We start from the raw sequence: 16588 nt of genomic DNA, 5'->3' as shown, positions 1-16588 counted from the left end.
CCTTTTAAATTACAGAAAATAGTATCGTGAGCCTTCTACCCATATTTCACGATAGCCCATTAAATAATGAACTAATGATGAGCGTAAATAACTAGCTTAAATAATTATAAGAATATTTCAAATACGATATGACTAAATATTAATAATCATAAATAAAAAATAAATAATGCATCTAAGATAATCTCTTTAAATTAAAAGAGATATAGACATTTCTACAATCAGGATTTATGTAATGATTGATCTATAAAGGCGCATTGACTAAATCTAATTGTTGATAACTAAAATCCCCATTTTCAGTAATAAGGCTACCGTCAATGATCTTTTTAAGTTCCGGCATCGCATCTGCAAATTGCGGCAAGGGCAGTTGCAAGCGGCGTGCAACGGCTTCATAGTAGCAAATACGAGTAGGATGGCAGGGTGAAACAATATTGTAGATCTCATTTTGTATAGGTGTATTTCGCGCAATCAGTGCCGAGATGGCGGTAATGACATCTGTCTGATGCACCAAATTAACCAGTTGGTAGGGGCTTGCGATATGATCTCTACCGCTCAAATAATAAACCGGATGGCGATTAGGTCCGATTAGCCCGGCAAGACGAAGAATCGTAGCGGGAATGGGGCTTTCTATAAAAGCGTCCTCTATTAACCGACAAATCTGCGCTGATTCCGTTTGGGGCAATGCCGGCAATGCTTCATTAATAATACCGCTACTGTTGCCATAGATCGAGGTTGAGCTTGTATAGAATAGTCGTTTCACACCCAATTTTGTCGCAATGAGCAGGAATCGATCGATTAAAATGCGTGTCGATTCTAAGAGCGATAATGCGAGCTCTTCTGAGTTTAGAGGTTTAAATGCACTAGGTGGCAGTGTAAAAATCACCGTTCGATGACTCAATAACTCAGTAAAATAAGCACGTTGGCTGACACTTAGATTCTCTAGATCAAGATTGGCAATATCTTGTATCTGAAATGGGCGATAGTGAATGGGATGATTTTCAATTAGCGTTTTTTTATCGATTACTTGCCGCTTGGTCGCAATTACATCTGCCCCTGATTTTGCTAAGCTAAGCGCTAGAGCAGAGCCTAACCAACCGGCACCGATAATGGTGATCTTAGCATTCATCGGGGAAATGGGGTTTTGTGGAGAATGGTTAGATAATTGAGGCATCATTAAACTCGCAATAATAGAGAATCAAGGTTGAGGAAATAAGAGATAATAGGAATCAATGAGTAAATGTAGGTACATTATATTGTGTATGTATTGCCGGCAAAAGGGACAAACGCCTTCAGTTAAAGTTTGGTAGACTAGATAGGTTATCAGCTATATAACATCATTGGGCTTTCGAGTCATATAGCGATCCGAAAGTCTCAAGAGAATTATTAATATCATAAACTCAAATAGGAGTATTTCCATGAAAAAAGTCGTATTAAGTATCCCTGAAATTAGCTGTGGTCATTGTACTTCTAGCATTGATGCTGCATTAAATGAGTTAGATGGCGTGATTAGCGCGACTTCTAGTGTTGATAAGAAAGAGACAGAAGTTGAATTTGAAGAGAAGATCATCTCAATCGGCGCTATTATCGAAGTCATTGATGATATTGGTTTCGCCGCAACGGTTGTTGGAGAATAACTGAATAGATAAGTGGAGGAATGAAGTCTATTCCTCATCAAAAGGAAAGGCCATCCTATCACGGCGATGGCCTCTCGATGATCTATTGTTTACTATTGAATGATTATTCGAGGAAGTGAATTGATGTAGAGTAATATCAGTTCATGATAAGCATTATTTAAATACTGGCGCATCGGCTGATCAAGGCAAGAAACTATTCTATCCGGTATTTTGCAAGTATTGTTGTGTAAGGTTTTATCTTTTTTAAAACCCCATATTCTCTGCTCAAAACCATTTTTTACACCCAATTTACTATAATTAATTGAATTAAAGTCCTAGTGCTTGGCATTGCTGAGTAATAAAAGGGTTATCATTGCCTTGTACCGATTCAATAATCCGATTACGCTCACATTCCCATTTTTGTACGGGATAACTTTTATTCCAAGCGCTCATTAGACGTTCTTCGTTTTTGGAGAGGTTTAATCCGTAGCGATCAGCCATATAGAGATAAGTTCTAGCAATCATCCCTTTAATCTCATTACGAGGCTGCACCTGACGATTTTTAAAATCAGTAGCAAATTGACATTGACCATATTGATTAAAAGTTTTCGTGAACTCATTAAAACCAAAATTAGAGCGATCCGCATTGACCTCACCCACAGCCGGCTGGAGATTATGCATATCGCCTTCCATTGTATTAAATTGAATACTGTAATTCGGTTGTGTTTTACAATTCTCTCGACCGCCATTTTTCCAACATTGGAGTTGATTGCCGAAAGCATATGCCGGCATGACATGTTCCCATTCAATCCGATTGGCGCGTACCTCATTTTTACGAACTTTATAACCACAGCTTTTCAGATCAACAATACCCTTTCGACCTTCCCAAGAGAAATCACAACCACAATAAAACTCTTTCTGTTCGGGATGAGCTTTATAGATTTTGGTAAGTTCAGTTTTCGCTTTATTAAAATTTTGTTCAGAGATTACCCGTTGCCGAGCTTCTTGATCTTTAGGAAATTCAAATTGGCGAATATCAAAGTCGGTAAAATAAGCCCCCAGCACGAGCACGATAATGCCTAAAAGCCAATAAATTGGATTCTTCTTCTGAAAGAATTTGTTTGCAATATTAGCAACTTGTTTCTGATTTTTATTGGTTCGTCTTTTTTTAGCCATAATATTTTATAATATCGAATAATAATGAAAGGGATCATTGTACTGCAAAAGAGTAGGCTATTATGGGCGAAAAGCGGGCATTTATCAGTAAAGAGAGCCAGTGTTATAAATAACCTTATGGATTTCAAATGCTTATACTTGATAATATGCTTCGTTTAATTTTAATTAATATTACAAATTAACATTATTATAATGATGTACTATATTTTTATATAGGGTGTTTTGTATCGAAACCCTATTTTTTGTTCTTTAAAAATTTGCATAAACTCAATGTGTTAAATCTGACTGAAAAATAAAGATAAGAGAACACAAAATTTTGAAACTTAAGATGATAGGTAGATTTACAGTAAATCTCTTCTAGTTAACCACGAACGGGCAGAATAAGCTTATAAATATTTTGACAATATTTATGTAGATAAGTAGCATATAAATTATTATATGCCCGGTTGCAGTAAGCCTACCACTCTATTTAAGGTAGTGCCGAACCACCGGGCTTTTGTTTTTTTGAGGTAATATCAAATGCCAACAGCCATATTAATTGATGGTGCTTTTTTGATAAAAAGATCTCGTTATTTAAGCAACAAATATCCTAAAGGGTTATCCCAACAAGAAGTAGATGATATTTGTATGATCCTAAAAAAGTAGCTACTTTTATTTTTGAATATGCCTTGTCCCATTTGAATGCGAAAGGAAATAGCAGAAAGAGAGATCTCTATAGAATTTTCTTTTATGATTGTCCTCCTGCTCAATATAAAGGGCATAATCTAATTTCTAAAGTTACTTATGATTCAACCAAGACTAAAGAATATCTATTTAGAACAGCATTACATATTGAGCTTAAAAAATTGAGAAAGTAGCTTTACGATTTGGAAAAATTACAAATACTAGCTGGACCTACAAAAATAGAGTTATTCAAGATCTCTTAAAAGGAAGAAAAAAACTAGAAGATATTACTGAAAATGACGTAGAGCCATCTTTTAGACAAAAAGGTGTCGATATGAAAATTGGAATCGATATATCATCATTAACCTTGAAAAAGCTTGTTAAACAAATAATTTTGATTGCAGGCGATGCAGATTTTGTACCTGCTGCAAAATTAGCTAGAAGGGAAGGGATTGACTTTATATTAGATCCGATGGGTATTGATATTAATCCAGAGTTATTTGAACATATCGATGGACTCCAAAGCCCCAAAAAGGATCTTATATGGATTCCTAAAGAAAATAGGCAAAATAGATCTAAGAGTAATGATAGCAAGTAATAACAGGTCAATTTGAAAATGCTACAATAAATACTCCTATATAGGAATTATTGTCACTATTCACAAGGAGTTTTGTTATGGCTAGAACGGTAAATGGTTTTGCAGCGTATGAGGCGAAAGATGCTCTGAAACCTTACACTTTTGAGCGCCGGGATCCTCGGCCGGATGATGTGGTGTTTGATGTACTCTATTGCGGTGTCTGCCATTCTGATTTGCATCAAGTAGAAAACGATTGGGGCGACTCGACTTATCCTATCGTACCGGGACATGAGGTTGTCGGGCGAGTGACGGAAGTGGGTAGTGAGGTTACCAAATTTCAAGTAGGAGATCTTGTGGCTGTTGGTTGTATGGTGGATTCTTGTCGGACTTGTAACCCTTGTCAAGCGGGATTGGAGCAATATTGTGAAGAGGGTAATGTTGGAACCTATAGCGATATTGATCGGCATGATCATCTACCAACCTATGGTGGCTATTCAAAAATGATGATCTGTACAGAGGACTTTGTATTAAAAGTGCCGGAGAATCTCGATCTTAAAAGTACACCACCAATTGTTTGCGCCGGGATTACCACTTGGTCACCACTTCGTCATTGGAATGTCGGTAAAGGTAGTAAAGTGGCGGTTGTAGGATTAGGTGGACTTGGTCATATGGCGCTTAAATTAGCGAATGCATTAGGGGCGGATGTCACACTTTTTACCCGTTCTTTGAATAAAGTGGAAGATGCGAAGCGATTAGGTGCTCATCATATTGTCTTGTCAACAGATGAAAAGGCGATGGAAGCTGTCGCTAATCAGTTTGATCTCATTATTGATACTGTCCCCAATAACCATGATCTTTCGCCTTATATTCCTACATTGACACTAAATGGAACATTAGTGTTAGTAGGCTATTTAGGGAATCTCGATGAAGTCAACACAGTGCCCTTAATTCTCGGAAGACGCACTATTGCCGGCTCTGTAATTGGCGGTATTCAAGAGACCCAAGAGCTATTAGATTTCTGCGGTCAGCATAATATTACTGCCGATGTAGAAGTGATTAAAATGGAAGAGATCAATGAAGCTTATGAGAGAATGCAAAAAAGCGATGTGAAATATCGTTTTGTGATTGATGTGGCTGATTTTCAGTAATGAGTGCGGTCTTTAATCATCATTAAAGAAGAGAAACCTGAGTACAGTTTGAAATGTACTCAGGTTTTTTGATGTGTTACGGTGTCATTAAGCGTAGAAAATGGGGATTGCTCAATTTAATTTGTAATTGATCATTGTATTGTTCAATAACGCCTAGACCACAAAATCGGCGATTAAGATATTGATCGAGTTTACCCAATTTCTCTTCAAATTGAGGATAGTGATTATCCCATATTAATAAAGTTAGCGTCTGTTTGGGGAAAGGTGCATCGAGATTGAGATAATGGCGATTCTTGAAATGTTTAATCTCTGCTAACTTTCCGCAAGCCAATACCGATTGATTAAGATAAAACGGCGCTTTGAAAGCCTCAATTTTGGTCTCATTAGCGCTTGCAATGGCGCTTAAGCAGAGCAGACTAAAAACGATACAGATGATGTTTTTATACATAGATAATCGCCTATAGGGAATCGTTATGGGTAGGATTAATGAATTTGCTCTAAAGAGCGCAAGTTAATACGAGGTTTATTTTTGTAAGACTCGATTTTACCTTCAATACAGAGCCATCTTTTCTCTGTGGCTTTGGCTTGTAATTGCGCACTATCACTATTTTTGTTATCCCAAAGTACAATCGTTAATGGTGTATTAGGATAAGGGCGGTCAAAATTGAGGAATATCCCTTTCGCAAAAGATTTTTCTTCAACAATATTGCCACAAACTAATTTTGATTGGCCGATATATTTGTAGGCTTCTTGCGCTGTAATATAGCTCGGGGAAGTTGTTGAATGATTAGCTGAAATGGTCTCCTTTTGTCTACTAGGAGATATCTCATTATGTAATAAGGCTTGTTTGTTAGCGATAGGATCATTATTAGGTTGATCCGCTTTTTGCATGTTACTGGTATTATTGAGTGTTTCTGAAGATTGAAGCATGGCTGAAGGCTCATTGGTCGGAGAATTAGCGGTCGCGATCTCCCTATTGTTAGTAGCAGGATGAGTCTGATTAGATTTATCAGTGCTAAAAAATAGAAACCCAATGATCAGTAAAATAGCAATAACTGCGATGCCGATGTAGAGAGTCTTTTTTATTTCCGTTGTTATGGAGCCTAGTTCTGAGTTTTGCCAATTTTTAAGATTAGAGAGCTCTTGTTGCATGCTTTCGAGTTCATGCAGATGATTCTGCTTAAAGAGAGATAGACTTTGTTTAACAAGGGCGATCTCTTGCTGCTGTTCTTTGAAGTGCTCTGAAGATTCTTGGTCGTTATTATTGACTTCAGCGATTTGTTGCGATTCATATTGGGCAATTTTAGCTTCATATTCATCAATCAATGCTTGAATTTGAGTCTGTTTAAGTTGCTCGGTCACTTGTCGATTGGCTTGTAATCGAAGGGCATTTCGAATCTCTTTTCTGACCTCATCTTGATGTCTGAAGGCTTTTTTATTGGTATAACGCAGAACAATACCAAATTGTTGAATGAGATCATTTTGCCGCTCTAAGAAATCATTGAAGACGCGATATTCTTTATTATTAATCTTCGAGTAACCATCGAGTTCGATAGGGAGTTGATAGCCTTTTTCTCGATTGAAGATCATAAAATCGATATAGCGATTATGACCTCTATGATCTTTAAAGGGAAATTGCGCAAAGAGATCTGATGGGGTGATCTCTGGAATTTTACTCAAAATTTCATCAACAAACTTCTCTTCATATCCCACAATATGTTTAATTTTATCGCGATTTTTAAATTTCCAGGCTTGCCAATCCAAAACGTAATCCTTTCTCTTTTCTTGTTAATTTTTATTGCGAATAATATGCACTATTTCTGGATGAGTGATAGTTTTCGGTTTTTAGGAAAGTGAAGGGCTTCTATTCACTTATAGTAAATTTGGTTTAAGGGACATGATCGTTAAACAGCTATTGTAGGGTTTTAAAAGAAGATAAAACCTGACTCATCAACACTTACAAGATGCCTGATAGAACAGCTTTCTTGCCTCGATCAGCCGGCATTTCAATAAGCTTATTTTGAACCGATCTCCCTATATTAAAAAGAGTCACTATTCCCTAAAATCATAATCATAAACTAATAGCATAAATAAAACCGTAAATATCGGTAAAATTTTGCCTGTAAAATAGACAAATAGAGCCTCATCTCAAGATTCTATTAAACGCGTGTTATGATGTGAGTTATAACATAAAGGTAAGTTTACGAATTTATCTATGGATCTCATTATTTATTGTAGAAAGGGACTATTCCTATGACCCAATCCCCCATTCTCATTCGTCCTTTAAGTCGACCTGAAGATTTTCAGGATATTATTAATATCTGGTTAGAGGCCTCTATTGCGGCACATGATTTTATTCCTACTAGCTTTTGGGAATCGAAAGTAGCGGACATGTGTAATATCTATCTGCCTGCATCGGATCTCTATTTAGCGGTGAGAGATCAGAAAGTATGTGGCTTTTATGCTTTAAATGGAGAGCGTTTATCGGCACTTTTTGTAAAGCCGGAAGTGCAAGGAGAGGGAATAGGTTCAGCGCTACTAGAGTATGCAATGAAGCATCAAAATCCATTAATTCTAACCGTATATAGCGAAAATCGGCGGAGTATTCATTTTTACGAGAAGCATGGGTTTCAGAAAATCGCTGAGCAAGTGGATTCTGAAACTGGGGCGAATGAATGGGTGATGCGTTGGGAACAATAATGCTCTTCGAGCTCTCTTCTATCTTGTCGGATGGTAAACTGAGTAACACAGAAAGTTAAAACTGATCAATATATAGTAATATCGGTTCGAAATAAGCTTGTTTAAATGCCGGCACATCGGTTGTAATAAGTAAGGAAGCCATTCTATCCGGCATCTTGCAAGTGTTGTTTAAAACCATTTTTCTTAGACCAAATTTACTATAAAATTGATAGAGCAAATGAGAAACATAAAAAAAGCGCAAGTCTTGAGGGCTTGCGCTTCTGTTTTTGATATATAACTGCTAGATATTTCTAGTCGCTGTGTATTATGAGTCACTATAAACTGTAAGATTATGGTTTACAAGTTAATACGGCTTTATATTCCTCTTTTACTTCAGGTGTTAATACCGTTAACGTGCCTGATTGTAGGGCAACAAAATTATCTTTATACACCTCATCTACATCGAGTGTCATAATAACTACTTCATCAGGATTACTCCAAATATGAAGATGCTCAGGATCATAGTGAGTCCGTTTGACGACAACCGGCTTATTTTGTAATTTGATCACCATAGAATCTTCTTTTTGACCCACGCCGAGTGCAAGCTCAATTTTTTTCTGTTGAGTCTCAACGGCAAAAGGTTGAGAGAGGGAAATATCACAACGGTAAACAAGATCTTTCTTTTTTACAACAGGGCGCGGTTTTTCATTCGTCGTGGCAGCATTCTTATCATCTGCTTTATGGGTCTCGGTTTTAACTTTCGGATCAGCTTCTTTTTTATCTGCTGTTTTCGCATCATCAGTCGCTTCTGGTTGAAGTTCAAATCCAAGTGCTTTTGCATACTCTTGATCGCTGATATTGGGCGTTGTGACAACAGGTGTTTTAGCAAAAGCATGATTGATGAATAATACGCTACTTAACGCTAAGAAGATGATAACTTTTTTCATGAAACACTCCATATTCTTATTAGATTTAGAGGATAATATTACCATGATTAGGCGCATAATATGGGAAAATCGCATAGAATGGGAACCTTAAATAAAGTTTTGAGTAAAACAAATCGATCAAAAGAGGTGATGTTGTGGCAATAAGATTATTGATTTCAGAGAGTCATAATCCGCACTTTAATTTAGCGGTGGAAGAGGCTATTTTTAAAAGCATGGATCCTGCGCATAAAGTGCTCTTTCTTTGGCGTAATGATAATACGGTGGTCATTGGTCGTGGGCAAAATCCTTGGAAAGAGTGCAATACTAAGAAGATGGCGGATGATGAAATCATTTTAGCCCGTAGAAGTAGTGGCGGCGGTGCAGTATTTCACGATTTAGGGAATAGTAATTTTACCTATATGGCCGGTAAACCTGATTATGATAAATCTGTATCTACCGCTATTATTCTCTCGGCATTACAGTCCTTAGGTATTGATGCAGAAGCCTCAGGGCGTAATGATCTAATTGTCTTACAAAATGGTGAACAGCGTAAAATTTCAGGATCGGCATATCGGGAAACTGCAGATCGTGGATTTCATCATGGAACATTACTAATTGATGTGGATTTTACGAAACTCAGTAATTATCTGAATCCTGATCCCAAAAAATTAGCGGCAAAAGGGATTACTTCAGTGCGTTCTCGTGTGGCAAATCTGAAAGAATTTGTGCCAAGTTTAACCCACGAAATGCTGTGTGATGCGATAGAGAAAGCCTTTTTTCAGCATTTTGCAGATGAAGTTGGTGAGAGCGAAATGGTTATTCCTGAATTAATTTCAGAAGATAATCCCCCCAAAATCCCCGGATTTGCAGAGCTTTATGAAAAGCAGAAGAGTTGGGAGTGGAATTTTGGCCAAGCTTTACAATTTAGCCATGAGCTTTCAGAGCGCTTTCCTTGGGGCGGTGTTGAAATTCATCTAGATGTGGTGCGAGGTGGTATTATGGAAGATGCCAAAATCTTTACCGATAGCCTGTTTGTTGAGCCATTTGAGCGATTAACGAGCCTTTTAATAGGGAAGCGCTATAACGTTGAGGATCTTCGTCTGCTCTTAAACAATTGGATTACTGAATTTCCCGAATATAATGCAGAACTACAGCAATTTTCAGACTGGTTTACTCAATCTCTTGCTTGATCTAGTCGATCTTATTAGATCGCTAAACGTTAGATTTGAATCATTCTCTTCTGAATAATTAGATCCTAAATTAGATCCTATATGGGTAAAATTCTCGTAACTTTTACCTCATTATTCGCAAAATTATTTGAATATCTGTTCCGCTATGGAGCAGATATTTTTTTGTGCGAATGTTTTTTCGAGAATTTATGTGATATTTCGTGTCTATTTGCAATGAAATTTGTTGAGAATATTTTGATTTTGAGCAGAAAGTAGTTATTAAAGGTAATTGCAATTAAATAAAACTCTTAATTTATAAACTAAATACATAATAAATTAGCGTGACTGATAATGTAAATATTTATATAAATGTTTTATATCAATTGACTGATCTTAATGAAATATATTTACATCTATTGATAAAAAATAACGGATAACTATACTGAGAATTAGAAGTTAATTGTTAATGAATAGGCAATTTTATTACGTTTTTATTCGGGGATTAGTAATGATTGATTAAGTCATTTTAGATGTGAAAATTTTATCAACATTCCCTTGCTAATATTATGAAGTCGTCATTATCGATTAACAGAAGATACCAATGAGCCTTAGCTTATAAAGAGCCTCAACTTATAAAGGGCTTTATCTTATTCGCAGCTCTGAGGTTTTTATTGAGTAATGATGTTGATTCGTAATTTTTATTTCTGGCTTGAATTTATGTAGGTGCGTGATAGGTCTTATCAGACTTCATCTATGCAAATCATTGATCATTAAAAGGAGTATTGCTATGAGTGATACTAATGTCAGTAAATCATCAGGGGCTAAAAAACAACTCGGGATTTTAGCGATGACGCTGCTTGTGATTAGTGCAATGTTTGGGGGCGGTGTGTTTAATGTTCCTCAAAATATGGCGCAATCAGCAGCATTAGGAGCGATTATTATCGCGTGGATTGTCACAGCGCTAGGGATCTTCTTCTTAGCAAGAACGTTTCAAGTTTTATCAAATATTCGACCTGATATGACATCAGGGATCTATATGTATTCTCGAGCAGGATTTGGAAAACTAGTGGGTTTCTTAATCGCTTGGGGTTATTGGATGTCGGCGGCATTCGGGAATGTGGGCTATGCTGTCCTCTTAATGGATGCGCTTAACTACTTCTTTCCCCCTTATTTCCAAGGTGGAAACACTTGGCAAGCGGTATTAGTCGCTTCAGTGGTTATTTGGGGCTTGAGTATCTTTGTACTTCGTGGGGTAAAAGGAGCTTCGTTACTCAATAATATCGGTACTTTTGCGAAATTTGTTCCGATTCTGCTCTTTATCCTGATTGTCGGTTATTTTAGTTTTAATAAAAATCTCTTTAGTTCAGACTTCTGGGGGAATGTGGCGAATGCCGGCTTACACGATAAACCTTTAAGCGGTATCTTCGATCAAGTGAAAAGCACAATGCTCGTCACACTATGGATGTATATCGGGATTGAAGGGGCTGTGGTGATGTCTGATAAATCAGATGCGAAAACAGTGGGTAAAGCGACTATTTTAGGTTTTATAATCACTACGATTCTCTTTGTATTCGTCTCTGTCATTCCTTTTGGCGTGTTCTCCCAAGGGGAATTGGCGACAATGGCTCCGCCCTCAACAGCTGCGATTTTAAGTAGTCTTGTAGGTGAATGGGGTTCTATTGTGATTAATGTGGGTGTGATTATTGCATTGCTCTCATCTTGGTTAGTCTGGACTTTATTGGTGGCAGAATTACCTTGGGCTTGTGCGAAAGATGGTACATTTCCGAAAGTCTTTGCCAAAACCAATAGTAAAGGTGTTGCCTCTGTGTCGCTTATTGTTTCAACGGTGATTATGCAAGCGGCAATGATCTTCGTCTACTTCGCAACAGATGCTTGGAATGTGATGCTCTCAATTACCGGCGTTGTGATTCTTCCGGCGTATATCGGCTCAGCGGCTTATCTCTGGAAAGTAATGGCGACCAAACAATATCCAAAAGCTGCGCAATATGGTGCAACATCCGCCTTAATTGTCAGTATTTTAGCAACGCTTTATGGCTTCTGGTTGATCTATGCTGCGGGCGTGCAATTTATCGTTGCCGGTGCCTTTATCTATGCTTTAGGTTTGATCGTCTTTATCTGGGCAAGAAGAGAGCATTCACCACAAGAAGCGATATTTACCAAAGTGGAATGGATTGTAGCTATTGCTTTAGTGGTTGTCGCCGTACTTGCAATTTGGATGCTCTTTAGTGGTCATCTACCTGAAGTCTATAAACCTTAATTATCAAATATCGTTCAAATAGTCGTTTAAATAAGTTGTTCATATTGGATTTTATATTGAAAGTGATATTGGAATTTGCATTGGACTTTACATTGTAGTTCTCGTTGTAAATCACAATCAATTCAAGCAAAAAACTCTAATAAAAGGAGAGTGCTATGAAAGATGTAATGAAACCACGGAATAAAACTTTTACCGTTGGAAAATGGATGCCGTCTGATTATGAAACTTTACGCTCTTGGATGGAAAAAATAATGGCGAAAGCAGAGAAAAATGATGCGCCATTATTGCCGGTGATCGAAAATTTCAAAAACTTTATTGAAACAGACCCTAAAGCGTATATGTTCTTTACACAGATGTTTGACCAAGTCGCGCATACGCATAAAACATCGCCTGCGGATTTACCGCAAGTGCGTGACTATCAACATATGTTGCAATTGATGAATGTGATTATGACGCACGCGCCTGATTTTGATGAAACAGGCTTAGTGGGCTTTCCATTCAATGCGATTTTAGATTGGTCAATGGCCACAAAAGGCGGTTGGGCAGGTTTTTTAGATGAGAAAGTGAATGCGCATCTGAAAGCAATTCTTAATGAGTGGGCAACTTTCTTACAATCAGAAGAGAGTACCGCTGTTTTAAGCGATGATCCTGTTTCTGGTTGGTTTGGGGCGAATGCACAAAAAGCGATGCCAACCTTTGTGGATGATTTTATCTGCGATCCCTCTGCACCCCATTATGGCTTTAAATCTTGGGATGACTTCTTTACTCGGCGATTCCGAGAGGGCGTTCGTCCGGTCGCTTCCCCTGAAGATGACTCAGTAATCGTTAATGCCTGTGAATCAGCGCCGTATCGAATTGCAAAAAATGTTCAATTGCGGGATAAATATTGGATTAAAGCACAGCCTTATGCATTGCAATTTATGCTCGATAACGATCCTTGGACCGAGCAATTTGTCGGAGGAACAATCTATCAGGCATTTTTGAGTGCTTTAAGTTATCATCGTTGGCACGCGCCGGTTTCAGGAACGGTTGTGAAAACCAAAATTATCGAAGGAACCTACTATTCTGAAGCGCTGTCTGAAGGTTTAGATCCAGCCGGCCCTAATGATTCTCAAGGATATATTACTGAAGTGGCAACGCGGGGTTTAATCTTCATTGAAGCAGATAATCCTGATATTGGTTTAATGTGCTTTATGGCTGTCGGGATGGCAGAAGTTTCAACCTGTGATATTCGCGTCTTTGAAGGACAACATATTGAAAAAGGGCAAGAGATAGGGATGTTCCACTTTGGTGGCTCTACGCATTGCTTAATTTTCCGTCCTGAAGTGGATATTGAATTTGATCTACACGGTCAAACGCCGGGATTAGATAGTCATAATATCCCTGTACGAGCTAAATTAGCCACTGTTAAAGGTCGTAAATAGGGATCTCTCTAAGATTCAATTAGAGAAGCAGTATTGAATATTAAAGTATTGAAGTATTGAAGTAATTTAATAGATAGAACGCTCTATTCGTTAATAGGGCGTTTTTTATGTAGCTAGTGTGGCACTTCAAAAGAATATCAAACTGTACTAAACAATACTTGCAAGATACCGGATAGAATAGCTTCCCCGTATTGATCAGCTGATGCGCCGGCATTTGAATAAGATCCGATATTAACTATATATAGAGCAACCTATGGATGTAATGGGGTTGATTGTCCAATTGCCGGGAATTATCTGATAATGATATCGTTATTTTGAGCGCACATATCTGTGTATTTTTAATTCAGCGAATCTCTCTGACTTGAAATTTGGAAAATGAGCACTATTAATTAAGACAATTAGAAGAAGTTGAGGGAGTTCGTTCCATAGTGAGCGATTTTCATCAGACTCAATATTGAGACGATATGTAGTATTTATTCATAATAGTGCAGAAATAGATTGAAAATTAGGAGTTAGGAGATTATGACAGATCAAACACGTGCAGAGACTATGCAGTTTCAGACAGAAGTGAATCAACTTTTAAACCTGATGATTCATTCTCTCTATTCCAATAGAGAGATCTTTCTTCGGGAGTTGATTTCAAATGCGTCAGATGCATTGGATAAGCGCCGTTTTGCTGGATTGACTGATCCTCTATTAATTGAAGGACAGGGCAATCCTGAAATTGAGATTGCCTTTGATCCTGAAGCGAAAACCTTAACGATCACTGATAATGGGATCGGGATGACTCGGGAAGATGTGATCGAAAATATCGGTACAATCGCAAAATCGGGTACTAAAGCATTCTTAGAGAAATTAGAAGCGGATCAGAAAAATGCTTCTCAATTAATCGGGCAATTTGGGGTGGGTTTCTACTCCGCCTTTATCGTGGCTAAAGAGATTGAATTAACTACTCGCCGGGCAGGAGAGCCTGCAGATAGCGCTACTTATTGGCGTTCTGAAGGGCAAGGGGAGTTTACCATTGCGCCAACCAATCGGGAAAAAGCGGGGACAACGGTAACACTTCATATGCGAGATGAGGATGTCGATCTCTTAAATGAATGGTCGATTAAGGATATTGTGAAGAAATATTCCGATCATATCGCTTATCCCATTATGATGGCTGTTGAAAAGCCGATTATGCCTAAAGAGGGTGAAGAGGAGAGCGAACTCAAAACTGAGCGGGTTATTGAGCAGATCAACTCAGCAGAATCTCTCTGGCAACGGGAACGTTCAGAGGTGAGCGATGAGGAATATATCGCTTTCTATAAAGAATTAACGAATGATTATACTGACCCACTCACGTGGAGCCATAATCGTGTAGAGGGTAATACCTCTTATACCTCATTACTCTATGTGCCGGCGGTCGCGCCGAGAGGATTGTGGGATCAAGAAGTGAAATATGGTATTGATCTCTATGTTCAGCGTGTCTTTATTATGGAAGGCTCTGACAAATTGATTCCTCGCTATTTACGCTTTATGCAAGGGGTTGTGGACACGCAAGATTTACCGCTCAATATCTCGCGGGAAATTTTACAAAGCTCCAAAACAATCGACACGATTCGCCAAGGTCTCACTCGCCGTTCATTAACAATGCTTGAGTCATTAACGCAAGATGAGACTAAATATCAAACATTCTGGAAGCAGTTTGGTCGAGTGATCAAAGAGGGATTAGGAGAAGATTTCAGTAATCGTGAAAAAATTGCTTCGCTCTTACGTTTTGCTTCTACGGTAACGGATGAAGAGGTTGTATCGCTTAAAGCTTATAAAGAGCGAATGCAAGAAGGGCAAGATAAGATCTACTATATTACTGCTGATTCTTTGAATACAGCGAAGAATAGCCCTCATCTTGAGATTTTCAAATCAAAAGGTATTGAAGTGCTCTTAATGACCGATGTGATTGATGATTGGATGACTGGATTCTTACACGAATTTGACGGCACAGAGATGGTCAATGTCGCCAAAGGGGATGTGAAACTCGATGGCGAAACTGCAGAAGAGAAAGATCAAAAAGAAGATCTCTCGGAAGCAGATCAAAAATTGGTGGATCGGGTGAAAGAGGTCTTAGGAGATCGTGTTGAGAGCGTTAAAATTTCCAAACGTCTAACGGACTCAGCTTCAGTACTTGTACGCAATGAACACGCATTAAGTGGCCACTTTGAGAAGATGTTACGGGAAGCGGGACACGATGTTCCCACAATGAAACCCTGGCTTGAGATCAACCCCAAACATCCGCTCTTAAAAGCATTAGCAGATGATAAAAATAGCAATGAAGCTGAAGATATCGCAATGTTAATCTATGAAGAAGCACTATTACTTGAGGGCGCGCAATTAGATAATCCGTCAGAATTTGTAGCGCGTCTCAATCGATTAATGAAAGAAAAGATTGCTTAATGGTCATATCTGAAAACGTCTCATCTGAGAAGATAAGATCTTTGTAGGAGAAAAATTCTGAAAGCATTCATCAACTTGTCAATGATCAAGTTGTAGATTCTTAACATTAGTGACTTAAAGCAGTGAAGCACTCTATGAACAGTTGTTCGTAGAGTGTTTTTTTATGTCTCAAAAAAGTAAAGTGAATCGCTTGTGGAGACTCATTTTAAAAATAACTTTATGAAAAAGTTGAAGAAAAGTAGAGCGTGGAAGAGGTTTTTTCACTCAAAATTGCCTATAAAATAGGCAAAAATAGTATAAAAAATGATCATTTTATGGGATTCTATATTAAAAATTAAGGAAATAATGTGCTTTTATGTAATTAAAAGCTAAACAATTATTGCCCCCCTAAAAAGTCATTCTATCTTATTGATTTAGGGTAAAAGCCTCACTCAATTTGCTTGTAACCTCGATATAATCAGTAAAATTCACATATTTTGTTAAATGAGTTTTATTATCAAATTTA

At 37.8% G+C, this 16588-nt stretch carries 13 protein-coding genes; 8 read left to right on the top strand and 5 right to left on the bottom strand.

The annotated features are described in order from the left end of the window. Nucleotides 1-241: 241 nt before the first annotated feature. Nucleotides 242-1171: an NAD-dependent epimerase/dehydratase family protein gene (locus DC083_RS07350; protein ID WP_109189562.1), complete on the bottom strand. Its 930-nt coding sequence runs from the start codon at nt 1169-1171 to the stop codon at nt 242-244. Between the two features lie 241 nt (nt 1172-1412). Between DC083_RS07350 and DC083_RS07345 the strand changes: the two genes are divergently transcribed. Then, on the top strand, nt 1413-1631 hold the full coding sequence (locus DC083_RS07345; protein WP_109189561.1) for a heavy-metal-associated domain-containing protein: 219 nt from the start codon (nt 1413-1415) through the stop codon (nt 1629-1631). Nucleotides 1632-1937: 306 nt separating this feature from the next. Here DC083_RS07345 and DC083_RS07340 read toward each other — a convergent pair whose 3' ends face one another. Then, nucleotides 1938-2786, bottom strand: a complete 849-nt coding sequence (locus tag DC083_RS07340; protein ID WP_109189560.1) for an endonuclease — start codon at nt 2784-2786, stop codon at nt 1938-1940. A 997-nt stretch (nt 2787-3783) separates the two neighbouring features. Between DC083_RS07340 and DC083_RS10375 the strand changes: the two genes are divergently transcribed. Both DC083_RS10375 and DC083_RS07330 read left to right on the top strand, forming a co-directional pair. After that, nucleotides 3784-4047: an NYN domain-containing protein gene (locus DC083_RS10375; protein ID WP_229822318.1), complete on the top strand. Its 264-nt coding sequence runs from the start codon at nt 3784-3786 to the stop codon at nt 4045-4047. A 77-nt stretch (nt 4048-4124) separates the two neighbouring features. Then, nucleotides 4125-5174: an NAD(P)-dependent alcohol dehydrogenase gene (locus DC083_RS07330; RefSeq protein WP_109189559.1), complete on the top strand. Its 1050-nt coding sequence runs from the start codon at nt 4125-4127 to the stop codon at nt 5172-5174. Between the two features lie 76 nt (nt 5175-5250). Here the strand turns inward: DC083_RS07330 and DC083_RS07325 are convergent, their stop codons facing one another. Both DC083_RS07325 and DC083_RS07320 read right to left on the bottom strand, forming a co-directional pair. Further along, nucleotides 5251-5622 carry a hypothetical protein gene (locus DC083_RS07325; protein WP_109189558.1) on the bottom strand — a complete coding sequence of 124 codons (372 nt, stop codon included), beginning with the start codon at nt 5620-5622 and terminating at the stop codon, nt 5251-5253. A 35-nt stretch (nt 5623-5657) separates the two neighbouring features. Then, nucleotides 5658-6938, bottom strand: a complete 1281-nt coding sequence (locus tag DC083_RS07320) for a hypothetical protein (RefSeq protein ID WP_109189557.1) — start codon at nt 6936-6938, stop codon at nt 5658-5660. Between the two features lie 489 nt (nt 6939-7427). Here DC083_RS07320 and DC083_RS07315 point away from each other — a divergent pair, with 489 nt between their 5' ends. Continuing rightward, nucleotides 7428-7874: a GNAT family N-acetyltransferase gene (locus tag DC083_RS07315; RefSeq protein WP_109189556.1), complete on the top strand. Its 447-nt coding sequence runs from the start codon at nt 7428-7430 to the stop codon at nt 7872-7874. A gap of 329 nt (nt 7875-8203) precedes the next feature. Here DC083_RS07315 and DC083_RS07310 read toward each other — a convergent pair whose 3' ends face one another. Further along, a complete protein-coding gene (locus DC083_RS07310; RefSeq protein WP_109189555.1) occupies nt 8204-8800 on the bottom strand; it encodes a hypothetical protein in 597 nt (198 codons plus the stop codon). A gap of 134 nt (nt 8801-8934) precedes the next feature. Between DC083_RS07310 and DC083_RS07305 the strand changes: the two genes are divergently transcribed. From DC083_RS07305 to htpG, 4 genes are all read left to right on the top strand, one after another. After that, entirely contained in the window at nt 8935-9969 is a 1035-nt protein-coding gene (locus tag DC083_RS07305; RefSeq protein ID WP_275667348.1) for a lipoate--protein ligase, read from the top strand. A 766-nt stretch (nt 9970-10735) separates the two neighbouring features. Then, nucleotides 10736-12226 carry a basic amino acid/polyamine antiporter gene (locus DC083_RS07300; protein ID WP_109189553.1) on the top strand — a complete coding sequence of 497 codons (1491 nt, stop codon included), beginning with the start codon at nt 10736-10738 and terminating at the stop codon, nt 12224-12226. A 155-nt stretch (nt 12227-12381) separates the two neighbouring features. Beyond that, nucleotides 12382-13650, top strand: a complete 1269-nt coding sequence (locus DC083_RS07295) for a phosphatidylserine decarboxylase family protein (RefSeq protein ID WP_229822320.1) — start codon at nt 12382-12384, stop codon at nt 13648-13650. Nucleotides 13651-14172: 522 nt separating this feature from the next. Continuing rightward, a complete protein-coding gene (htpG, locus tag DC083_RS07290; protein WP_109189552.1) occupies nt 14173-16083 on the top strand; it encodes a molecular chaperone HtpG in 1911 nt (636 codons plus the stop codon). Nucleotides 16084-16588: the final 505 nt, after the last annotated feature.

Origin of the sequence: Ignatzschineria ureiclastica (assembly GCF_003121845.1) — a bacterium.
GTDB lineage: Bacteria > Pseudomonadota > Gammaproteobacteria > Cardiobacteriales > Wohlfahrtiimonadaceae > Ignatzschineria > Ignatzschineria ureiclastica.
The sequence above is the reverse complement of the archived record's forward strand: the minus strand, read 5'-3'. Positions and strand labels throughout refer to the sequence as shown.